Source organism: Achromobacter sp. (assembly GCF_050285585.1).
Classification (GTDB): domain Bacteria; phylum Pseudomonadota; class Gammaproteobacteria; order Burkholderiales; family Burkholderiaceae_B; genus Achromobacter.
On the sequence record NZ_JBLZXF010000024.1, the window covers coordinates 29074 to 50646 of the forward strand.

Annotated in this window: 23 protein-coding genes; 16 read left to right on the forward strand and 7 right to left on the reverse strand. The window is 67.3% G+C overall.

The window, feature by feature from the left end; genetic code table 11:
* Positions 1-18 precede the first annotated feature (18 nt).
* Positions 19-873, forward strand: a complete 855-nt coding sequence (locus tag ACN6PJ_RS23630) for an AraC family transcriptional regulator (RefSeq protein ID WP_427998226.1) — start codon at positions 19-21, stop codon at positions 871-873.
* Here ACN6PJ_RS23630 and tam read toward each other — a convergent pair.
* Positions 783-1568: a trans-aconitate 2-methyltransferase gene (tam, locus tag ACN6PJ_RS23635; RefSeq protein ID WP_427998227.1), complete on the reverse strand. Its 786-nt coding sequence runs from the start codon at positions 1566-1568 to the stop codon at positions 783-785. The two genes, ACN6PJ_RS23630 and tam, sit on opposite strands and share 91 nt — an antisense overlap.
* Before the next feature lie 120 nt (positions 1569-1688).
* Positions 1689-2687: a TerC family protein gene (locus tag ACN6PJ_RS23640; protein ID WP_427998228.1), complete on the reverse strand. Its 999-nt coding sequence runs from the start codon at positions 2685-2687 to the stop codon at positions 1689-1691.
* Positions 2688-2793: 106 nt separating this feature from the next.
* Here ACN6PJ_RS23640 and ACN6PJ_RS23645 point away from each other — a divergent pair, with 106 nt between their 5' ends.
* The 3 genes from ACN6PJ_RS23645 (at position 2794) to ACN6PJ_RS23655 (ending at position 4831) form a co-directional block, all read left to right on the forward strand.
* Positions 2794-3687 carry a LysR family transcriptional regulator gene (locus ACN6PJ_RS23645; protein WP_427998229.1) on the forward strand — a complete coding sequence of 298 codons (894 nt, stop codon included), beginning with the start codon at positions 2794-2796 and terminating at the stop codon, positions 3685-3687.
* Positions 3688-3770: 83 nt separating this feature from the next.
* The gene (locus ACN6PJ_RS23650) at positions 3771-4169 is read left to right on the forward strand and encodes a hypothetical protein (RefSeq protein ID WP_427998230.1); all 399 of its coding nucleotides are present in this window, start codon (positions 3771-3773) and stop codon (positions 4167-4169) included.
* Between the two features lie 50 nt (positions 4170-4219).
* Positions 4220-4831 carry a hypothetical protein gene (locus tag ACN6PJ_RS23655; RefSeq protein WP_427998231.1) on the forward strand — a complete coding sequence of 204 codons (612 nt, stop codon included), beginning with the start codon at positions 4220-4222 and terminating at the stop codon, positions 4829-4831.
* Between the two features lie 7 nt (positions 4832-4838).
* On the opposite strand, the gene ACN6PJ_RS23660 is transcribed toward ACN6PJ_RS23655, so the two are convergent.
* The gene (locus ACN6PJ_RS23660; protein ID WP_427998232.1) at positions 4839-5240 is read right to left on the reverse strand and encodes a hypothetical protein; all 402 of its coding nucleotides are present in this window, start codon (positions 5238-5240) and stop codon (positions 4839-4841) included.
* Positions 5241-5379: 139 nt separating this feature from the next.
* Between ACN6PJ_RS23660 and ACN6PJ_RS23665 the strand changes: the two genes are divergently transcribed.
* Genes ACN6PJ_RS23665 through ACN6PJ_RS23675 form a run of 3 tightly spaced genes read left to right on the forward strand, consistent with a single transcriptional unit; the run spans position 5380 to position 7648 of the window.
* Positions 5380-5952 (forward strand): hypothetical protein, encoded by a 573-nt coding sequence (locus tag ACN6PJ_RS23665; RefSeq protein WP_427998233.1) that lies wholly within the window; start codon positions 5380-5382, stop codon positions 5950-5952.
* A gap of 27 nt (positions 5953-5979) precedes the next feature.
* On the forward strand, positions 5980-6564 hold the full coding sequence (locus tag ACN6PJ_RS23670; protein WP_427998234.1) for a YdcF family protein: 585 nt from the start codon (positions 5980-5982) through the stop codon (positions 6562-6564).
* 40 nt (positions 6565-6604) lie between these two features.
* The gene (locus tag ACN6PJ_RS23675; RefSeq protein ID WP_427998235.1) at positions 6605-7648 is read left to right on the forward strand and encodes a histone deacetylase family protein; all 1044 of its coding nucleotides are present in this window, start codon (positions 6605-6607) and stop codon (positions 7646-7648) included.
* On the opposite strand, the gene ACN6PJ_RS23680 is transcribed toward ACN6PJ_RS23675, so the two are convergent.
* Positions 7636-8535, reverse strand: a complete 900-nt coding sequence (locus ACN6PJ_RS23680) for a LysR family transcriptional regulator (RefSeq protein ID WP_427998236.1) — start codon at positions 8533-8535, stop codon at positions 7636-7638. The genes ACN6PJ_RS23675 and ACN6PJ_RS23680 overlap by 13 nt on opposite strands.
* Before the next feature lie 149 nt (positions 8536-8684).
* Between ACN6PJ_RS23680 and ACN6PJ_RS23685 the strand changes: the two genes are divergently transcribed.
* Both ACN6PJ_RS23685 and ACN6PJ_RS23690 read left to right on the forward strand, forming a co-directional pair.
* Positions 8685-10013, forward strand: a complete 1329-nt coding sequence (locus ACN6PJ_RS23685) for an aspartate aminotransferase family protein (RefSeq protein ID WP_427998237.1) — start codon at positions 8685-8687, stop codon at positions 10011-10013.
* A 52-nt stretch (positions 10014-10065) separates the two neighbouring features.
* Complete coding sequence (locus tag ACN6PJ_RS23690; protein ID WP_427998238.1) at positions 10066-11082, forward strand: amino acid ABC transporter substrate-binding protein; 1017 nt, start codon at positions 10066-10068, stop codon at positions 11080-11082.
* 50 nt (positions 11083-11132) lie between these two features.
* On the opposite strand, the gene ACN6PJ_RS23695 is transcribed toward ACN6PJ_RS23690, so the two are convergent.
* Positions 11133-12467 carry an MFS transporter gene (locus ACN6PJ_RS23695; RefSeq protein WP_427998239.1) on the reverse strand — a complete coding sequence of 445 codons (1335 nt, stop codon included), beginning with the start codon at positions 12465-12467 and terminating at the stop codon, positions 11133-11135.
* 223 nt (positions 12468-12690) lie between these two features.
* Between ACN6PJ_RS23695 and cyoA the strand changes: the two genes are divergently transcribed.
* From cyoA to ACN6PJ_RS23725, 6 genes are all read left to right on the forward strand, one after another.
* The gene (gene cyoA, locus ACN6PJ_RS23700) at positions 12691-13734 is read left to right on the forward strand and encodes a ubiquinol oxidase subunit II (protein WP_427998240.1); all 1044 of its coding nucleotides are present in this window, start codon (positions 12691-12693) and stop codon (positions 13732-13734) included.
* 66 nt (positions 13735-13800) lie between these two features.
* A complete protein-coding gene (gene cyoB / locus ACN6PJ_RS23705; protein WP_427998241.1) occupies positions 13801-15804 on the forward strand; it encodes a cytochrome o ubiquinol oxidase subunit I in 2004 nt (667 codons plus the stop codon).
* The gene (cyoC, locus tag ACN6PJ_RS23710; protein WP_427998242.1) at positions 15797-16438 is read left to right on the forward strand and encodes a cytochrome o ubiquinol oxidase subunit III; all 642 of its coding nucleotides are present in this window, start codon (positions 15797-15799) and stop codon (positions 16436-16438) included. Before cyoB ends, cyoC begins: the two co-directional genes overlap by 8 nt.
* Positions 16435-16836: a cytochrome o ubiquinol oxidase subunit IV gene (cyoD, locus tag ACN6PJ_RS23715; protein ID WP_427998243.1), complete on the forward strand. Its 402-nt coding sequence runs from the start codon at positions 16435-16437 to the stop codon at positions 16834-16836. Before cyoC ends, cyoD begins: the two co-directional genes overlap by 4 nt.
* Positions 16836-17618 carry an SURF1 family protein gene (locus tag ACN6PJ_RS23720; protein ID WP_427998244.1) on the forward strand — a complete coding sequence of 261 codons (783 nt, stop codon included), beginning with the start codon at positions 16836-16838 and terminating at the stop codon, positions 17616-17618. Before cyoD ends, ACN6PJ_RS23720 begins: the two co-directional genes overlap by 1 nt.
* A gap of 112 nt (positions 17619-17730) precedes the next feature.
* On the forward strand, positions 17731-18837 hold the full coding sequence (locus ACN6PJ_RS23725; RefSeq protein WP_427998245.1) for a porin: 1107 nt from the start codon (positions 17731-17733) through the stop codon (positions 18835-18837).
* 28 nt (positions 18838-18865) lie between these two features.
* Here ACN6PJ_RS23725 and ACN6PJ_RS23730 read toward each other — a convergent pair whose 3' ends face one another.
* Positions 18866-19648 carry an AraC family transcriptional regulator gene (locus tag ACN6PJ_RS23730; protein ID WP_427998246.1) on the reverse strand — a complete coding sequence of 261 codons (783 nt, stop codon included), beginning with the start codon at positions 19646-19648 and terminating at the stop codon, positions 18866-18868.
* An 85-nt stretch (positions 19649-19733) separates the two neighbouring features.
* On the opposite strand from ACN6PJ_RS23730, the gene ACN6PJ_RS23735 reads away from it, so the two are divergent.
* Positions 19734-20912, forward strand: coding sequence for an MFS transporter (locus tag ACN6PJ_RS23735; RefSeq protein WP_427998247.1), 1179 nt, complete (start codon positions 19734-19736; stop codon positions 20910-20912).
* Positions 20913-20931: 19 nt separating this feature from the next.
* Here the strand turns inward: ACN6PJ_RS23735 and ACN6PJ_RS23740 are convergent, their stop codons facing one another.
* On the reverse strand, positions 20932-21411 hold the full coding sequence (locus ACN6PJ_RS23740; protein WP_427998248.1) for a nucleoside deaminase: 480 nt from the start codon (positions 21409-21411) through the stop codon (positions 20932-20934).
* Positions 21412-21573: the final 162 nt, after the last annotated feature.

A 21573-nucleotide genomic window follows, 5' to 3' on the forward strand; every position in this document is an offset into this window, starting at 1 on the left:
CAGCCAATTCGCCGCGTCATGCATGCTCCGGAAGAATCCGCCCCTTTTTTCGATCTGGACGTCGAGTCGCAATGGACCTTCGCGACGCGCGTCCATGCGGCCGAGAACGACCAGGAATCCCCGCGGCACCGCCACCGCATGGGCCAGCTGGTGCTGGCGCTGCACGGCGGCGTGACTTGCTCGGTGCCGCAGGGGCTATGGATGGTTCCGCCCCAATGCGGCGTCTGGATTCCCGGCGGCGTTCCGCACAGCAACCGCGTCACCGCGAACGGCCGCGTGTGCTTCCTGTTCGTGCCGCCCGACGCCCCGGGCCTGCCCGCTCAATGCTGCACGCTGGCCATCACGCCGCTGCTGCGGGAATTGGTCGTGCACCTGGCGGACCTGCCGCCCTCGGAAGCGGCCTCCGCCTCCAACCGGAAACTGGCGGAGGTGCTGATCGACCAGTTGGCGCGCATGCCCACCGAACACCTGCATCTGCCCATGTCGAATCACCCGAGGCTGCGCGAGATCGCCGACGCGCTGCGCGACGACCCCGCCGACCGCAGCACCGTGGCGCAATGGGGCAAGCGCGTGGCGATGAGCGAACGCACGCTGGCGCGGCTGGTGCGCCAGGAACTGGGCATGAGCTTCGGCCGCTGGCGCCAGCAGATGCATCTCATCCAGGCCCTCCAGCGCCTGTCGGCCGGGGTTTCGGTGCAGCGCACGGCCGAAGACCTGGGCTACGAGTCGGTCAGCGCCTTCATCACCATGTTCCGCAAGACGCTGGGCAAGACGCCCGCCCGTTACTTCGCCGACAAAGCCGACGGCGCCCCCGCCACGATGAACAGCCGCGGAAACGGCAGCAGCACCGTGCCGTCGGCAAGCGCCGGATAGGCTTCCTCGATCAAGGATTGGTAGCGGGCCAGGAATCCCTCCTGCCCGGCGGCGTCCAGCCGATCCAGGTACGGCCGCAGCGCCGTGCCCTTGAACCATTCGACCACCGCCGCCGCGCCCGCGAGGGGATGATGATAAGTGGTCCGCCATACGTCCAGCCGGCCGCAATGCGGCTTGAGCAATTCGTAGTACCAGGCCGCGCTGTGGCGCGGCGGATGCTTGAAGCCGCCGATGCTGGCCGCCCACGGGGCCTCGCCGGCGACCTGGCGAGCCAGGCGGTGCGCGGGCTCTTCCAGGTTGTCCGGCGTCTGCACCGCCAGGCTGCCCCCGGGAGCCAGCTTGCCGACCAGGCGGGGATACAGCGTGTCGTGGTCAGGCACCCATTGCAGCGAAGCGTTCGCCAGGATCACGTCGTAGGATTGCGGCGGATCCCAGGCGGCGATGTCGGCAAGCTCGAACCGCAGCCCCGGCAGGCGCTTCGTGGCCGCCTGGATCATGTCCTCGGAATTGTCCATGCCGGCCAGTTCGGCGTCTGGATAACGCGCCGCCAGCACCTCCGTGGAGTTGCCCGGGCCGCAGCCCAGATCCACCGCGCGTCTCACGTCCTGGTTCGGCAATGCTGCGACCAGGTCCCGCACCGGACGGGTGCGTTCGTTCTCGAATGCGGAATACTGTTTGGCGGACCAGCTCGTCATGGCGATTCCTTGCGTATGGGTTCGTCTGCACTCTACGCCTGCGGCACTCATACGACAAATTCGAATTCGAAGCGCCCGCCATATCCAGAAAATATGGCGGGCCCCGGCCTCATTCCCGCGTCACTCGGCCGCCAGTTCCGGCTTGGCGCGCTGCGAGCGCGTTTTCCACAGGGAGAACAGCACGCCGCCGGCAATCAGGCCGAAGGTCACCGAAAGCGACACGGCCGCCGGCACCTTGCCGATGAAGCCCACCAGGAATATCTTGGTCCCGATGAAGACGAGCACGAGGGCCAGCGCATACTTCAGGTAGTGGAAGCGGTGGATCATCGCCGCCAGCGCAAAGTACAGCGCGCGCAGGCCCAGGATGGCGAAAATATTGCTGGTGTAGACGATGAACGGATCGGTCGTGATCGCGAAGATCGCCGGCACGGAATCCACCGCGAACAGCAGGTCCACGAATTCGATCAGCACCAGCGCCAGAAGCAGCGGCGTGGCCCAGCGCACCGTCCTGGATGTCGCGGGGTCTTTCTCGCGCACCCAGAATGCATTGCCCCGCAAACCGTCCGTCACCCGCATGTGGCGCTTCAGGAACCTGAGGATGGGATTGGAGGCAATGTCGGGAGTCTGGTCCGCGATCATCCACATCTTGATGCCAGTGAACACCAGGAAGGCCCCGAAGACATACAGTAGCCAGCCGAAATTGCTGACCAGCGCGGCGCCCAGGCCGATCATGATGGCGCGCAGCACGATCACGCCCAGAATGCCCCAGAACAGCACCCGGTGCTGATACTGGCGCGGAATCGCGAAGAAGCTGAAGATCAGGGCGATGACGAAGACGTTGTCCATCGACAGCGACTTCTCGATCATGAAGCCGGTGTAGTACGCCATGCCGCTGGCCGCGCCCATCTGCCACCACACCCATCCGCCGAAAAGCAGCGCGGCGGTGATATAGCCGGCGGAAAGCAGCAGGCTTTCGCGCACGCCGATCTCGCGGTCATCCTTGTGCAGCACGCCCAGGTCGAAGGCCAGCAACGTCACGACAATCCCCAGGAAGAGCAGCCAGCTCCAGGTGGGGGTGCCGAGGAAATCGGCGGCCATAAAGGTCAGTAAGGTTTCCATAATGTCCCGCTCATGTTCGAAGGGCCTCATGATCCGGATTGGTCGCCGATGTAAAAATCAGCCTGAAATTGAGTTAAGGTTCGAAAAAACCGAAGTGAGCCGCGCCATGCTTAACTACCGACACCTCTATTACTTCTGGATGGTCGCCAAGGAGGGCGGCTTTTCCCGCGCCGCGGAAAGGCTGGACATGGCCATCCAGACGATCAGCGCCCAGGTGCGCGAACTGGAGAAGCATCTTGGCCACCAGTTGCTCAAGCCGGCCGGCCGGGGCGTGGCGCTGACGGACGCGGGAGAAGCCGCCTTCGCCCGCGCCGAAGAGATCTTCCAGATCGGCCACGTGCTGCCCCAGGAGGTCCGCGCGGCCGCCACCAAGCCCGTCATGCGCCTGGCGGTGGGGCTGTCGGACGGCATTTCGAAACTGGCCGCGCATGCCCTGCTCGGCCCTGTGCTGCACACGCCGGACCTGCGCCTGACCTGCCACGAAGGCGAAATCCAGGAACTGCTGGGAGAACTCGCCCAACACCACCTGGACCTCGTGCTGGCGGGCCAGGGCGCGCCCGCCAACCCCAACCTGCGGCTCACCAGCGATCGCCTGGTTTCATCCCCGGTCGACTGGTACGGCCCGGCCAAGTGGGTACGCAAAGCGGACACGCGCGACTTCCCGCGCTGCCTGGCGCGCCTGCCCGTGCTGCTGCCCACCGGACATTCCGTATTGCGCCAGACACTGGACCGCTGGTTCGGCGAGCAGGGCGTCCATCCCAACGTGGTCGGCGAATTCGAAGACAGCGCGCTCATGTCGGTGTTCGCCGCCCGGGGCCTGGGCGTGTTTCCGCTGAGCCGGCTGGGCGGCGGCGACATCGGCCTGCTGGGAGGATTGCGCCCCCTGGCCCGCTGCGACGACGTGCACGAAGAAATACATGCGATCCGCAACCGGCGCGGGCAGCATCATCCGCTGGTCCAGGCCATTCTCACCCACGCAAAAACTTCGGTTTTATCTTAATGTTTGTCACAACCATTCTGGTTTTTCAGAAATAGAATCCGCTTTATCGTGGCCTTCCCTTGAAATATCGGAGTACCACTGCAATGAAAAAAATCATCTGGCTCGCTTTCGCCGTGCTTGCCGCGCTATGGACCGGGCTGGTGGCGCTGACGCTGCAATTGACCGACTGGGTGCTGGCCTCGGTCGCCTCGGCGCAGGTGCCGGGCGCCGCGCTCGACACATCCCAGTGGGTTCCGCCCGACTGGGCCGCGGCCTGGGTCGATCCCGCGTGGCTGCAGGCCCTGCAATCCGGCCTGGTCTGGGCCGCGCAAGGGCTGAACCAAGTGCTGCCGATGGCCGGCAGCCTGGGCACGCTGATCGCGGTGGTGGGCTGGATCTTCTGGGGCTTCATCATCGCCGGCCTGCTCGTGCTGGCGATGATCCTCCACTGGCTGGCCGGCAAGCGCGAGCAGGCCGAGGCGTCCGGCCGCCAAGTGGTGTAATAGGGCTGGCAACGCGGCAGCCCGGCGCGCTGCCCTCAAAGGAGCCCGCTGTGTCCGTTTTCCGTTCCCTGCCCCTCTTCGTCGCGGCCTGGTGCGCCGCCGCTACGGCGAACGCCCAGGCCTCGCCCGCCTATGGCGTCGAAGTCTGCACGGTGACGGGAACGTCCGGCGAATACAGCGTGCGCGTGCGCAATACCGGAACCGGGCCGCTGGCCCGCGCCGATATCGTCGGCGTCCGCCTGGATGCCGGCGGCCAGGCCTCGGCGAATCTCGGTGCCACGCTCACCGAGATTCCCGCGGGCAAGTACAAGACCGCCGTGCTCGGCCGCCACGGGGATTCGGTCTCGCTGGTCAGCATCGCGACCTATGTTTCCATCCAGGGCGTCGAAACCCGGCAGGAAGACCTTTATGCCGGCAAGGTGGCCCATGTCTCGCCGGGCTCCGCCCTGCCCTATACGCTGGCGCCGCTGGCCGTGCGCGGCTGGACGGTGGCCTATGGCTCGAAATCAGGCCCCAAGCTGGAAACCGGCAGCGCGGTGTTGCTGATCTATCCCGCCCGCCCGGGCAAAAAGCCGCATGCGACCCGGCCGGAAGCCGGCCGCGCGCCGGCCGACGTCGTGCCCCTCGCGCCCTGCGCGCCCGCCGGCGGCAAGCGGCCCTGAAACGCCATCAGGTGCCGCGCAGCAGGTCGCGCTCGTTCAGCAGGGCATAGACGATTTCGGGGCGGGTGTCGAAACTGCGGCGGATGGCGGCGGGTATGGCCGCTCGCGTCTTGCGGCACAGCCCCGGCTGGTCGTCGAGCTGGATGGAGATCCCGCGCGACGTGCGCACCTCGTTTTCGCTGGGCGTGATCCTGACAACGATGCCCAGCTGCGCCTGCATGCGCCCCTGCATGGCCCTCAGGTCGTCCAGGCTGGCCAGGTTCTCCAGCCGGGCCACCAGGCGCCTCTCCTCTTCCTTGGTCAGCCGCAGGACGCGGATGTCCGCGACGGGATCGGCCAGCAGGCGTTCGCGGTCGCACACACAGGCGCCCGGCGGGCATTCTTGGCGGATGGGAAACGGAAAGTTCATGGCGCAGGCGCGTTCCGGTCTAGCCTATCCTGGAATTCTACCCAGGATCGATGCGCCGGCTGCCGCCGCGCGCCGCTCGTAAACCCGCAAGCCGCTGCGGCATAATGCCCGGCATGCCTTCCGGCGTAGAGGACACCACGTGAAAGGAATACTGCTTGGCGCCGTGCTGGCCGCGCTCGGCCAGGCCGCTTGCGCGCGCGACTACCCGTATGCCATCGCCCCCGGCCTGCCCGCCATCGTGACCGTGACCGATTTGCCGGATCAGCGACTGCGCGTGCGCGTGGGCGACGGCCCGCAACGGGAAGCCGCGAACCTCGGCGGCGATGAAGCGGCCGACCAGTTCCAGGCCGTGGACGTCGATCGCGACGGCTACCAGGACTTCGTCATCGGCCAGAGCGGCGGCGGCACCCAGCTCATCGCGCGCATTTTCCTGTACCGCCCCCAGGACGGCAGCTTCCACGAACTGGCCCACCCGGGCGGCGCGGCGAGCCCCTGCCGGGGGTTCGTCAACCCGGTGTTCCATGACGCCCGGCCCGACTTCTCGGTCGGCTGCCGCTTCGGCGCGGCCGAATACGGTTTCGAAGACTACACCGTGTGCCCCGACGGCACGGCGCGTGCGACCTCCTGGTCCAGGCGCAGCGGGGACACGGAGACCCGGCTGCCCCTGCCGGCCCAGAAGGCCGGCGGATGCCGGCCCGCGCCGAAGCGATAGGCCCGCCTGCCCCGAACGGACGCTCCCATGATTTTCCCGCAAGGACTCCGCCGCCGCCTGGCGCGATGCGCCGCCGCCCTGGCGGCGCTGGCGCTGCTGGCGGCCGCCACGCTCGCGGCCGCCGGCCTGCTGGCCGACTCGCCCGGCGCCGACGTGGCGGTAGTACTGGGCAATACCGTGCAGGCCGATGGACAGCCTTCGCCCCGGCTCGCGGCGCGGCTGGACCGCGCCCATGCCTGCTACGCCGCGTCCCGGTGCCGCATCCTGTTCGTCAGCGGCGGCGTGGATCCGCAAGGCATGGACGAGGCGGCCGCCATGCGGGACTACTTGCTGGCGCGCGGCGTCCCCGCCGAGCGCATCGTGACCGACAGCGAAGGCGTGGACACCTGGGCCACGGCCCGGCACGCGGTGGCCTATATGCGGGCGCAGGGCTACGCCAGCGCCATGGCCGTCACGCAGTACTTCCACGTGCCGCGCACCATGCTTGCGCTGCGGCGCCATGGCGTGGCTGAGGTCGTCGGGGCCCATCCCCGCTACTTCGAGGGCCGCGACCTGTATTCGCTCTTCCGCGAGCTGCTCGCCATGGCTCTCTACACGCTCCGGCCGCTATAGTGACGCTCCCGCCTCCAACCGCTCCCCAAGGATTTCCGCCGTGCTGATCTTCCACAACCCCGTCCACGAGAAACATGCCGGCCGGCAGGAAATGTTCCGCGGCAAGCTGGTGCCCTGCCACGAAACGCCGGCGCGCCTGGAATACGTGCTGGACGCGCTGCGCCAGCGCGGCATCGGCGAACTGCGCGCGCCGTCGGCGGCGGACCTGGCCCTGATCAAGCGCGTGCACACACCGCGCTATGTGGACTTCCTCGCCGGCGCCTGGCAGGAATGGATCGCGCTGGACCCGGACAACGCCGCGCTGGACGTCCTGCCCTCGATCTGGCCGGTGCGCGGCTTTCGCCACGACGTCGAGCCCACCAATTTCGCGGCCCGCGTCGGGCTGTTCTCGTTCGATAGCGGCTGCCCGCTGACGGCGGGCACCTGGGAGGCCGCGCTCGCCGGCGCCGCCTGCGCCATCGAGGCCGCGCGCGCGGTATCCGCCCCGGGCGGCGCGCGGGCCGCGATGGCGCTGACACGTCCGCCCGGCCACCACGCCGGCCCGGATTTCTTCGGCGGCTATTGCTTCCTGAACAATGCCGCGCTGGCCGCGCAGGCGCTGCGCGAGGCCGGCGCCGCGCGCGTCGCGATCGTGGACATCGACTACCACCACGGCAACGGCACGCAAAGCATCTTCTACGAACGCGGCGACGTGCTGACCGTTTCGGTGCATGGCGACCCCACCACGGAATATCCCTTTTACCTGGGCTATCCCGACGAGCGCGGCCAGGGCGGCGGAGCGGACTGCAACCTGAACCTGCCGCTGCCCGCCGGCACCGGCTTCGCCGACTGGACGCGCGCCCTGGAGCGAGGCCTGTCGGCCGTCCGCGAATTCAAGGCGGATGCGGTCGTGGTGGCGCTGGGCGTGGACACCTATGAGGGCGATCCCATCTCCAAGTTCAAGCTCAACAGCGCCGACTACCTGCAGGTTGGCCGCCTGCTGGCCGGCCTGGGCCTGCCTGCCGTGTTCACCATGGAAGGCGGCTACGCCGTGGCCGACGTGGGCATCAATGTGGCGAACGTGCTGGAAGGCTACGCGGGCTGAGCGGTCGCCCGCATCCGCTCCCACAACGCCTCCACCGATGCGCGCGAGTCGGTCCGGTCCTTGAACGCCAGGATCGACACGTCGATGTCCCACTCGCGGTTGGCCAGGGGCGCCAGGTCCGCCGCCGCCAGGCGCTGCAGCGCGCTGTCCGCCAGCCATGCGACTCCCAGCCCCTGCGCGGCCATGTCCCCCAGCACGTCCGACATTTCGGCCTCGAACACCCGCACGCCGTGCAGCGGTTCCGCCGCCGCCTCTATGGCGGCGTCGATCAGGCGAGCGAAGTACACATTGGCCGAATACATCAACAGGGGCACCGGGCTGGCCGCCGTGCCCGGCAAATCCAGCCCGGCGCGCTCGATCAGCGTCCGCGCGGCATATGGCCGTATCAGCTCCGTGCCCAGCGTCAGGCTGTCGTAGCGGGAGGGGTCGAGCGGCAGCGGCTGGGCCAGCTGGTGAAAACAAATCAGGAAATCCGCCGCGCCCGAGGTAAATGCCGATACGGTGTCGTGCACGTTCCCCGTCTGCAGGCTGCAGCTCAGCACCCTGCCCTCGCTCCAGGCACGCCACCATTTCGGCAGGTGCGTGGTCGCCAGCGCGTAGGACGTCGCCAGCCGCAGTTGGTTACGGGCGGGCACCCCCGCGATGCCGGCGCGCGCCTCGGCGAGCTGGTTGACCAGTTCTATCGCCGCGTCGCGGAAACGCTCGCCCGCCTCGGTCAACTGCGTCGGGAACGCGGAACGGTCGATCAGCCGCGCGCCCACCCAATTTTCCAGGCTCTGGATGCGGCGGCTGAACGCCGCCTGGGACAGATTGCGCGCCTCCGCCGCGCGCGTGAAGTTGCGCACTTCCGAAAGCGTGATGAAGTCCTGCAGCCATCGGGTATCCATGGGCCTCCCTGCCTGTTGCGTATTGCGCATCGGCGATGCGCGCCGCGCATCGCCGCGCATGCTTACTTCGCATTGGACGGCCTGCGCGCCCTGCCGGACACTGCCTGCGTCGGTTCCGCATTGGAGCCCACACGCCACGGAGTGTAAACATGGAAAAAACCCTGCGCGACGCCGCCCGCGAGTATCTCGTCCGGTACGGCGGCGATACCTTCCCCAACCTGTTCACTTCCGCCAAGGGCGCGGTGGTGCGCGACGATACGGGGCGGGAGATCCTGGACTTCACCTCGGGCCAGATGTGCGCGACCATCGGCCACAACCACCCAGCCATCGTCGCCGCCGTCCACCGCGCGGGCGAGACCGCCTTCCATTTCTTCAGCGGCATGATTCCGGAAGCCGTGGCCCAGCTGGCCGCCACCGTCGCCCGCGACTGGATGCCCGCCGGATTGACGAAGTCCATCTTCGTCAACACCGGATCGGAAAGCAATGAAATCGCCCTGCGCATGGCCAAAATGCACAAGAACGGCTTCGAAATCCTGGCGATCGGCGGCTCCTGGCACGGGGTCACCAGCGGCGCCGGCTCGGTCTCCTACGCCAGCGACCGCAAGGGCTATGGCGTTCCTCCCGCCGGCGTATTCGTCATGCCGGAGCCCAACGCCTACCGCCCCTACATCGCGGGCATGGACGCCGAACAATCCGCGCTGGCCTGCCTGGAGATCGGCCTGAAGATGTTCGACATGGCCTCGGCCGGCAGACCCGCGGCCATCATCGTCGAGCCGGTCATCAGCGCGGGCGGCGTGCTCGTCCCTCCGAAGTCCTACATGCAGGCGCTGAGACAGGCCGCCGACGCTCGGGGCATGCTGCTGATCTTCGACGAAGCGCAAACCGCGTTCGGCCGCATCGGCTACCGCAGCGGGGCCGAGTACTTCGGCGTCACGCCCGACATCATGAGTGTGTCCAAGACGCTGGGCGGCGGCCTGCCGCTGGCGGCGGCGATCACCACGCCGGCCATCGAGCAGGACGTCCACGAGAAAGGCTTCACCTTCTACACCAGCCACGTATCGGATCCGCTGCCGGCCACGGTGGGCCTGGCGGTGCTCGAAACCATCCAGCGCGAGCGCCTGATCGAACGGGCCCGCGCGCAGGGAGACTACCTGCGCCGCGGCCTGCTCGAATTGCAGCAGCGCCACGAAGCCATCGGCGACGTGCGCGGCCTGGGCCTGTTGCTGGGCGTGGAACTGGTGCAGGACCGCGACACGCGCCAGCCCTTCCATGAACTGGGCGCCCTGACCACGCAACGCTGTTTCGAGCTGGGCCTTTCCATGAACATCCGTCGCCGTCCGGAACGCGGCTCCGTCTGGCGGATCGCGCCCCCGCTGACGGTCAGCAACGAAGAGATCGACCGCGCCATCTCGATCCTGGACCAGGCGCTGACCGAAAGCCTGAAGAAGGTGTCGAAGCCGGCGGCCCGCGCCGCCTGAAGGGCTTCCGCCCGTCCACCCGGCGCCGGGCTTGCCCCGGCAGGAGAACGACATGCCTTACCGCAAACTAGCCATCTGCGCCCTGGCGCTGGCCGCCGTATCCAGCCAGGCCATCGCCGGCCCCACCCTCGACGCCGTCAAGAAACGGGGATACCTGCAGTGCGGCGTATCGACCGGCATACAGGGTTTTTCCGCGCCCGACGGCAAGGGCGTCTGGCACGGGCTGGACGTCGACATGTGCCGCGCGATCGCGGCCGCCGTGTTCAACGACGCGACGAAGTTCCGCCTGACGCCGCTCACCACGCAGGCGCGCTTCACCGCGCTGCAATCCGGCGAGGTGGACGTGCTGACGCGCAACGTCACCCCCACGATGGCGCGCGACACCACGCTGGGCCTGCTGAGCGTGGCGGTCAATTTCTACGACAGCCAGGGCGTGATGGTTTCGCGCAAGCTGGGCATCAAGGCGCTGAAGGAACTGGACGGCGCCACGATCTGCGTGCAGCCGGGCACCGTGACCGAGCTCGACCTGGCCGATTGGTTCCGTTCCCGTTCGCTGCGTTTCAAACCCGTCGTCATCGAGAAGTACGATGAAATCGTGCGGGCGTTTTCGGCGGGGCGCTGCGACGCCTTCACGTCCGATAAGTCGCAACTGGCCGCGACCCGCATGACGCTGGAGAATCCCGACAGCTACGAGATCCTGGAGGAAAACATCTCCAAGAGCCCGCTCGGCCCCATGGTGCGCCAGGGCGACGACAACTGGATCAACGTCGTGAGATGGTCGTTCTACGCGATGCTGGAGGCCGAGGAATTCGGCATTTCATCCTCGAACGTGGACGCGCAGCTGAAAGCCAACAATCCCAACGTGCAACGCATCCTGGGCGTCACCCCCGGCATGGGGCGCAACATGGGCGTGGACGACCGGTGGGCCTACAACATCATCAAGCAGGTAGGCAACTATGGCGAGAGCTATGAACGCAACCTGGGCATGAGCAGCCCGATGAAACTGCCGCGCGCGCTGAACGCGCAATGGCGCGATGGCGGCCTGATGTACGGCTGGCCGGTACGCTAGCCCGGCGCGGGCGCCTCGGCACAGAACGGGCCAAGCGGCCCGTTCTTGTTTCAGTCCCGCGTTTCCAGGACCTTGTTGATGCGCAAAGCGATCAGCGTGCAGGCCGCGCCGGACAGCAGGTAGACGCTGACCGCCACCAGGCCGAAGCGCGCGGACAGGCCTAGCGCCACCAACGGCGCGAACGCCGCGCCGATCAGCCATGCCATGTCGGAGGTCAGCGCCGCGCCGGTGTAGCGGAAGCGCCGGGTGAAATTGGCGGTGACCGTGCCCGAGGCCTGGCCATAGGAAAGGCCCAGCAGCACGAAGCCCACCAGGATGAACGCGTCCTGCGCCTTCGGCCCTCCGCCCAGCAGCCACGGCGTGAACAGCGCGAACACGCCGATCAGCACCGCGAGCAGGCCCAGCGTGGTGCGCCGCCCGATGCGGTCGGCCAGCCATCCCGAAGCGATGGTGCCCAGAATGCCCAACGCCGCGCCGACGATCTGCACGACCAGCACGTCGGGAATCATCTGCGTGGCGCTGACCGCGATCCACGATAGCGGGAATACCGTGACCAGGTGGAACAAGGCGTAGCTGGCCAGCGCCGCGAACGCGCCGATGAACAGGTTATAGCCTTGTTCGCGCACCATCTGCGTCGTGCTGATGGGCTCGAGCTCGCCCTCTTCCAGCAGTTGCGTGTATTCCTCGGTGACAACCAGGCGCAGCCGCGCGAACAGCGCCACCACGTTGATGGCGAAAGCCACGAAGAAAGGATAGCGCCAGCCCCATTCGAGGAAGTCGGCCTGCGTGAGCGTGACGTGCAGGAACAGGAACAGCGCGCTGGCCACCATGAATCCCACGGGCGCGCCCAGCTGACCCAGCATCGCGTACCAGCCGCGGCGATGGGGCGGCGCGTTCAGCGCGAGCAGCGAAGGCAGGCCGTCCCAGGATCCGCCCAGCGCCAGCCCCTGCAGGCAGCGGAACACCGCCAGCAGGACGATGGCATGCGCGCCGATGGCGTTGTAGCCGGGCAGGAACGCCATGCCCACCGTGGCCGTGCCCAGCAGGAACAAGGCGATGGTCAGTTTCGTTGCGCGCCCCCAACGCCGTTGCGCGGCCATCGACAGCGCGGTGCCGATGGGCCGCATGATGAAGGCGAACGAGAAGATGACGAAGGACCAGAGCGTGCCTTCGAGCGGCGCTTCGAAAGGAAAGAAGACCTGGGGAAACACCAGCACGCAGGCGATGCCGAAGACGAAGAAATCGAAGTATTCGGAGGCCCTGCCCACCACCACGCCCACCGCGATTTCTCCCGGAGCCACCTTGGCGTGGCTGCCTCCGCCGCTCGTCGCGGGGGGGTGCGGAAATGAAGGCGCGTGGCCCGGATATTGCGTGGTGGTCGCCATGTGATTGCTCGCTGAAGGAGGTTCGAAATACGCCTTGTCTACGATCCTGCAACACACCTGCACGCGGGAGCCTCCATCTTGCGCGAAGCCGCCCCATTCCTGGGATGCAGCCCCGGCCCGCATGCCTTGCCCCGCATACTTTTGTTCTTTTTACCCTAGATTTTTCGCGGCTTCCAGCGTAGTGTTGCGTTTACTTCCCACGGTTACGTTTCGGGGTGTGGTCATGCCGTCCTTCCCAAGGCTCCGCGGATTGATCCTGCTTACCGCCCTGCCATTGCTCGCTGGATGCAATGCGGTGCTGCTCTCGCCCTCGGGCGACGTGGCCGTGCAGCAGCGGAACCTGATCCTCATCTCGACCGGCTTGATGCTGCTCATCATCGTCCCGGTCATCATCCTCACCCTGCTGTTCGCCTGGCGCTACCGGGCCAGCAACAAGACCGCCCGCTACGATCCGGAATGGAACCACTCCACGATGCTGGAGCTCCTCATCTGGGCCGCGCCGCTGCTCATCATCATCGCGCTGGGCGCCCTGACCTGGGTCAGCACGCACCAGCTCGATCCCTACCGTCCGCTGGCGCGCCTGTCCGAAGGCCGCGAAGTGCCGCCCGACACCAAGCCCCTGGTGGTCGAAGTCGTGGCGCTGGACTGGAAATGGCTCTTCGTCTATCCCGAACAGGGCATCGCGACGGTGAATGAAATGGCCGCCCCCGTCGACCGTCCGATCCAGTTCAAGATCACATCGTCGACCGTCATGAATTCCTTCTTCGTCCCCGCGCTGGCGGGGCAGATCTACGCGATGCCCGGCATGCAGACGACGCTGCATGCCGTCATCAACCATCCCGGCGAATACGAAGGCCTGTCCGCCAACTACAGCGGCTCCGGCTTCTCCGGCATGCGCTTCAAATTCCATGGCGTGGATCAGCAGGGCTTCGAAAAGTGGGTGGCCGACGCGCGCGCCGCCGGCGGCTCGCTCAGCCGCGAAACCTACCTGCAACTGGAGCAGCCCAGCGAACGCAACCCCGTCCAGCGCTACGCCTCCGTCGCGCCCGGCCTGTTCGAGGCGATCGTGAACCGCTGCGTGGAGCCCAACCGCATGTGCATGCGCGATGCGATGGCCATCGACGCGCAGGGAGGCATGGGCATCCCGGGCGCGCTCAACGTCACGACGCTGGACCCCGAAACCCGGCAGCGCCTGGGGCTGGACGGCACGCCGCCCCGCAAGTACGTGGGCGCGATGTGCACGGCCACGCAGGGGCTGGTGCTGTAGCGGACGCGCGGCGGCCCGCGTGCGGCGCGGACTTCATGAAATCCTGGTCTTTATGGTGGACTCGAGATGCCTGATCAACCAGACCTCACCAAGCTGATCTTCGGTCGATTGACCTGGGACGCGATTCCGTTCCACGAACCGATCCTGCTCGTCACCTTCGTCGTGGTGGCGGTCGTCGGCATCGCGGTGCTGGGCGCGATCACGTACTACCGCAAGTGGGGCTATCTGTGGCACGAATGGTTCACCAGCATCGACCACAAGAAGATCGGCATCATGTACGTCATCCTGGGCATCGTGATGCTGCTGCGCGGCTTCGCCGACGCCATCATGATGCGCGCGCAGCAGGCGGTGGCGTTCGGCGACTCGGCGGGCTACCTGCCGCCCCACCATTATGACCAGATCTTCACCGCGCACGGCGTGATCATGATCTTCTTCGTGGCCATGCCGCTGGTCACGGGCCTCATGAACTACATCGTGCCCTTGCAGATCGGCGCCCGCGACGTGGCCTTCCCCTTCCTGAACAATTTCAGCTTCTGGATGACCACGGGCGGCGTGATCCTGGTCATGATGTCGCTCTTCGTGGGCGAGTTCGCGCGCACGGGCTGGCTGGCCTACCCGCCCTTGTCGGGCATCGCGCAAAGCCCGGACGTGGGGGTGGACTACTACATATGGGCGTTGCAGATAGCGGGGGTGGGAACGCTGCTGTCCGGCGTCAACCTGCTCGTCACCATCGTCAAGATGCGCGCCCCCGGCATGAGCATGATGCGCATGCCCATCTTCACCTGGACGGCGCTGTGCACCAACGTGCTGATCGTGGCGGCCTTCCCCGTCCTGACGGCGGTGCTGGCGCTGCTGTCCATGGACCGCTACGTGGGCACCAACTTCTTCACCGCGGACTTCGGCGGCAACGCCATGATGTACGTGAACCTGATCTGGATCTGGGGCCACCCCGAGGTCTACATCCTGATCCTTCCCGCCTTCGGCATCTTCTCGGAGGTGGTCTCCACCTTCTGCCGCAAGCGCCTGTTCGGCTATGCCTCCATGGTGTATGCCACGGTCGTGATCACGGTGCTGTCGTACCTGGTGTGGCTGCACCACTTCTTCACCATGGGCTCCGGGGCCAGCGTGAACTCCTTCTTCGGGATCACCACCATGATCATCTCGATCCCGACGGGCGCCAAGATCTTCAACTGGCTGTTCACGATGTACCGGGGCCGCATACGCTTCGAAGTCCCCATGCTGTGGACCATAGGCTTCATGGTGACCTTCGTGATCGGCGGCATGACGGGCGTGCTGCTGGCGGTGCCGCCCGCGGACTTCGCCCTGCACAACAGCCTGTTCCTGATCGCGCACTTCCACAACGTGATCATCGGCGGCGTGCTGTTCGGCCTGATGGCCGGCATTACGTACTGGTTCCCCAAGGCCTTCGGCTACAAGCTCGATCCCTTCTGGGGCAAATGTTCGTTCTGGTTCTGGCTGGTGGGCTTCTACGTGGCCTTCATGCCGCTGTACGTGCTGGGGCTGATGGGCGTCACCCGCCGCGTCAACCACTTCGAGGACATGTCCCTGCAGATCTGGTTCCAGGTGGCCGCCTTCGGCGCGCTGCTCATCGCCTGCGGCATCGCCTGCTTCCTGATCCAGCTGGTGGTGAGCTACCGCCGCCGCGAAACGCTGCGCGACGACACCGGGGACCCATGGGATGGCCGCACGCTGGAATGGTCCACGTCCTCGCCGCCGCCCAACTACAACTTCGCCTTCACGCCGCGCGTGCACGACCTGGACGCCTGGTGGCAGATGAAGCAGCACGGCTACCAGCGGCCGCAGCAGGGCTTCATCCCCATCCATATGCCCAAGAATACCTGGGCGGGCATCGTGCTGGCCGGCATCAGCGTGGTGATGGGCTTTGCGCTGATCTGGCACATGTGGCCGCTGGTCGTGCTGTCGTTCGCGGCGCTGATCCTGGTATCCATCGTTCATACCTTCAACTACAAGCGCGACTACTACGTGCCGGCCGACGAGGTCGTGCGCACGGAAGACGCCCGTACCCGGTTGCTAGCGAAAAATGTCTGATACCCTCGCCCCCACCCTGCCCGGCGGCGCCGCGCCGCCTTCGGAGCCCGTGTTCCACGTCCCGGGCGAACATCACCCCAAGAACGGCACCCTGCTGGGCTTCTGGGTCTACCTGATGAGCGATTGCCTCATCTTCGCCTGCCTGTTCGCCACCTACGGCGTGCTGGGCCGCAATTACGCGGCGGGCCCTTCCGGCGCCGACCTGTTCGACCTGCCGCTGGTGGCGGTGAACACCGCGCTGCTGTTGCTGTCGTCGATCACCTATGGCTTCGCCATGCTGGAGATGCGGCGCAACCGCGTCGGCGGCACGCAGCTCTGGCTGGCCGTGACCGGGCTTTTCGGCCTGGGCTTCCTGTCGCTGGAACTCTATGAATTCGCGCACCTGATCCACCAGGGAGCGGGCCCCCAGCGCAGCGCCTTCCTGTCCTCCTTCTTCACGCTGGTGGGCACGCACGGGCTGCACGTCACCTTCGGCATCGTCTGGCTGGTGACGATGATGATCCAGGTGCAGATGCACGGCCTGATCCCCGAAAACCGCCGCCGCCTGATGTGCCTGTCCATGTTCTGGCACTTCCTGGACCTGATCTGGGTGGGCGTGTTCACTTTTGTCTATCTCATGGGAGTCCTGCCATGACCGCGCATACGGATCACCTGGCCCATCCGGGCGGCCACGATGGGCATCATGACGACGACGACGGCGCCGCCCACGGCACCTTCAAGAGCTACGTGACCGGCTTCGTGCTGGCGGCCATCCTGACCGCCATCCCGTTCTGGCTGGTCATGGACCGGGTCTTCGAGGATTCGCGCACGACCGCGCTGGTGATCCTGGCGTTCGCCGTCGTGCAGATCATTGTCCATATCGTCTACTTCCTGCACATGGACACCAAGTCCGAGAGCGGGTGGAACATGTTGGCGTTAATATTCACGCTGGTGCTGGTCGTCATCACGCTCAGCGGATCCATCTGGATCATGTATCACTTGAACTCCAATATGATGCCCATGTCGACCCACGACATGCGCAAAATGCCCTGATGCCCGCAGTAAAAGAATCTTCTTCCGGCGACACCCCCCGTAATCCCCGCAGCGCAACCACCCTGGTCATCCTGGGGGTGGTTGCCGCGGCCATTTTCGCGGGCCTGTGCGCGCTGGGCACCTGGCAGGTGCACCGCCTGGCCTGGAAACGCGCGCTGATCGCCCAGGTCGAACAACGCGCCCACGCGCCCGCCACGCCTGCCCCCGGCCGCGCCGAATGGGCCGGCCTTACGTCCGGCAACGCCGAGTACCGCCGCGTCTCGGCCGCAGGAGTCTTCCAGTACGACCGCCAGACGCTGGTGCAGGCGGCGACCGAACTCGGCAGCGGCTATTGGGTCATGACCCCTCTGCAGCTCGCCGAGGGCGGCACCGTGCTGGTCAATCGGGGTTTCGTGCTGCCGGAATGGCGCAAGGGCCAGGGCCAGGCGGAGGGATCGCGGCCGCCCGCGCAGGCCAGCGTCACGGGCCTGCTGCGCATGGGCGAGCCGGGCAGCGGCTTCCTGCGCAACAATGATCCCGCGGCCAACCTCTGGTACTCGCGCGACCTGCCCGCGATCGCCGCCGCGCGCGGCCTGTCGGACGTGGCGCCCTACTTCATCGACGCGGACGCCGTCGGCGGAGGGAACGATCCGCGCACAGCCCCCGTCGGCGGCCTGACGGTGCTGGCCTTCCCCAACAATCACCTTGTGTACGCCATCACCTGGTATGCGCTGGCGGCCATGGTGCTGGCCGGCGCAGCCATCTTCGCCCGCGAGGAAAAGCGCTCGCGCCGCAAGGGCTGAATCGGCCGGCCGGGGCCGGTGTCCTACAATGTGGGCCGGGAACACCATAAGGCGCTATGCGCTGCGTGGTGTTCCCTTTGTTTTTTCAACCCTCAAACAGGAGTCCCCCCGGATGAAAAAGACGCTGCTCGCAGCCGCAATGTTCACCACTTTTGCAGGCGCCGCTCAGGCAGAATCGTCGGTAACTCTCTATGGTGTCATCGACACCGGCATTGGCTACAACAAGATCAAGGGCGATGGATACGACGGCAGCAAAATCGGCATGATCAACGGCATCCAGGCCGGCTCCCGCTGGGGCCTGCGCGGATCCGAAGACCTGGGCGATGGCCTGCGCGCCGTGTTCAAACTGGAAAGCGGCTTCGATTCCGGCAACGGCCAGCGCGGGCAGTCCGGCCGCCTGTTCGGACGCCAGGCCACCATCGGGCTGGCCAACGACGCGTGGGGCTCGCTCGAGTTCGGGCGGCAGGCCACCGTCGGCTCGAACTACCTCGCCGACATCGATCCCTTCTACACCAGCTACACGCAATCCAACATGGGCCTGGGCTTCAGCGCCGCAAACACCATGCGCTGGGACAACATGGTGATGTACCGCACGCCCTCGGTGAACGGCTTCGAGCTGGGCGTGGGCTACGCTTTCAACGCGGACGACACCACCGCGGACCAGACCGGCTTCCGCACCGCCGACAACACGCGCGGCATCACGGCCGGCCTGCGCTACGTGCAGGGCCCGCTGAACATCGCGCTGACGTACGACCAGCTCAACGGCTCGAACCGCGGCGCCATCGACCACGACGCCACGCCGCGCCAATACGCGCTGGGCGTGTCGTACGACCTGGAAGTCGTCAAGCTCGCGGCCGCCTACGGCCGCACCACCGACGGCTGGTTCGTCGGCCAGGACCTTCCGGCCGGCACGCCGTTCAGCGATGAATTCGGCACCAACCGCTTCGTGGACGGCTTCAAGGCCAACTCCTACATGCTGGGCGCCACGCTGCCCATCGGCGGCGCGGGCAGCCTGTTCACGTCGTGGCAGCACGTCTCGCCGAACAACGACAAGCTCACCGGCGGCGACGCCAACATGAACGTCTGGAGCGTGGGCTACACCTACGACATCTCCAAGCGCACCAACCTGTACGCCTATGGTTCGTACGGCAAGGACTACGCCTTTATCGACGGCCTGAAGAGCACGGCCGCCGGCGTCGGCGTGCGCCACACGTTCTAAGCATCCGCCGCGGCACCGGGCGCCGGCATCAGGATCGTGCCGGCGCTTTTTTTCGCCCCGGCGATTCGCCGTAGGTGCGTCGGTACATCGCGATGAAGGCGCTGTCGCTGGCGTACCCCATCGCATGCGCCACGGCCGTGACGGACGCGCCTTCGGCAAGCCGGGCGCGCGCGGCCAGCAGACGGCATTGGGCGCGCCAGCGCCCGAACGGCAGGCCGGTCTCGGCGAGGAACAGCCGAGCCAGCGTGCGGGCGCTGGCGCCCACGCGGCCCGCCCAGTCCTCGATGGACAGCGGGCACGCCGGGTTGTCCAGCAACTCGCGCGCGATGGGCGCCAGCCGCCGGTCGCGCGGCATCGGCAGGTGCAGCGGCGCCGCCGGCGCGGCGGCCAGTTCGTCGAGCAGCGTGGCCACGATGCGCGCCTGGCCCGGCTCCAGCGCCGCATCCGCCGGCCATTCGGTTACGCGCAGGACAAGCTCCCGGAACAGGGGATTCACGTCCAGGATCACCGGCTCGGCAGGCAACCCCGGATAGGCCTCTACGTCGAAGTAGAGGCTGCGGTAGGAGAAGCTGCCGTGCATGGCGGTGCGGTGGATGCAGCCTGCGGGCAGCCACGCGGCTTGCAGCGGCGCCAGCTGGCCGACCCGGTCGGGCAGGTAGAGCGTGACGCCGCCTTCCGCCTGGTAGAGCAACTGCGCCCGCCTGTGCGAATGCCAGTCGGAGGCGTGCGCCCGGGTGTCGATGGCCAGCCCCACCACGGGGCAGGCCGCCGTATCCGGATCGGCGACGGCGTCAGGCGAATAATGCGGCATGTCAGGTATGCGATGTTTTATGGCTCAATATCGCGATTCTGCTGCTTCCGGCCTGGATACGCTAGTGCCCTTTTGCTCCAGGTCCATGATGTCTCCCGCTCTCCACGCGCGCGGCGGCCTGCCGCCGCGCGGCCTGATCATCGCGCTGCTGGCGCTGCCCCAGATCGCCGAAACCATACTTGCCCCCGCCCTGCCGGACCTCGCCCGCCACTGGCGGCTGGATGTGGGCGCCGCCCAATCGGTCATGGGCATCTTCTTCCTGGGCTTCGCGGCGGGCGTGCTGCTGTGGGGCCACCTGGCGGACGCCTGGGGCCGCCGGCCCGCGCTGCTGGGCGGGCTTGCGCTCGGCCTGGCCGGCACGCTTTGCGCGCTGTTCGCGCCCCGGTTCGAGGCGCTGCTGCTGGGCCGGTTCCTGCAGGCGCTGGGGCTGGCCACGTGCTCGGTCACCACGCAGACGCTGCTGCGCGACCGCCTGCACGGCGAGCGGCTGACGCGCTACTTCGTGACGCTGGGCGCAGTGCTGGCCTGGTCGCCCGCGGTCGGGCCGCTGGCCGGACAACTGGTCTCGGACCTGGAAGGCTACCGGGGCGTGCTGGCGGCGATCGCGATTGCCATCGGGCTGGCGCTGCTGGCCGGCGCCGCGTGGCTGCGGGAGACCCGCGGCGAATCCGCCGGCAGCGTCGCGCTGCCCGCCCTGGCCCGGCAGATGCTGGGCGACCGAACGCTGCGTTGCGCGGCCGTCCAGGTCGCCGGCCTGAACCTGCTGGTGTTCTCGTTCTATTCGGCCGGCCCCTTCCTGACGGGGCCGCTGCCCGGCCTGGGCTTCGGCTGGATCGGGCTGGCGGTTGCCCTGGCGGGCAGCCTGGGCGCCCTGTTCAATGCGCGCCTGCCCGCCGGCGCAGGGCCGGCGCGGCGCGTGGCGTACGGGCTGCGCTGCGTCCTGCTGGGCGTCGCGGCCCAGGCCACCGTCATCCTGCTGGACCCCACGCCGGGCCCGCTGTGGGCCTTGGCCGCGCTGCCCCTCTTCGCGGGATACGGGCTTGCCATCCCCAACCTGCTGGGGCCCGCGCTGAAGCATTATGGCCACTGCCTGGGACGCGCCGGCGCCCTGTTCGGCGTGGCCTACTACAGCCTGCTGGGCCTGGGACTCGCCGCCACGTCCTGGCTGCCCTTCCGCTCGCCGCTGCCGCTGTCGCTGGCATGGCTGGCGGTCACCGCCATCCTGCTGACCGCGCACCGCGCCCAGCGCGGCGGGCTGGGCTGAGCGGCGCCCGCCGGCCCGGTCATGGCCGGGCCGCGGCTTTCCATTCGGCGTACAAGCCTTCTTCCCCTTCCGGCCGCAGCGCGCGCAGCGGCAGGGACTGCCCTTCCGGCGGCAAGGCCATTTGCGCATAGACGGCGGCCGTCGACAGGCCATAGGGTTCCCCGTCCTCGTTGGAATAAGCGTAGAAGGCGCGAGAGATTCCGCACATGTGCATGGCCGCCATGCACATCGGACAGGGGTGCCCGCTGGCATACACCACGCAGCCGTCCAGGCGCGGACGCCCCAACGCGCGGCTGGCATGCCGGATGGCCTGGATCTCCGCGTGGGCGGTGGGATCGTGCGAAGCCAGGATCTCGTTCACGCCGCGCGCCACCACTCGTCCCTCGAACGCAAGCACCGCGCCGAACGGGCGGCCGCCATCACGCATGTTGTTCCGCGCCAGGGCCACGGCCTCGCGCATCAGGGCGTCATCGGTCAAGCGGGAATCGTCGGCTGGCATGGCGGGTCTCCAAGCGTTCCTGGGATAAGCGCCATCCGCAATGCGGGAATGGCGGACTTCCCGGCATTCTTGCACGTTACGGCCTTGCGCCGGAATCCGGGCCTGTGCAATCTGCGGGAAACACATATGGGCCATCATCGGCTACCTTTTGAAACATCGATC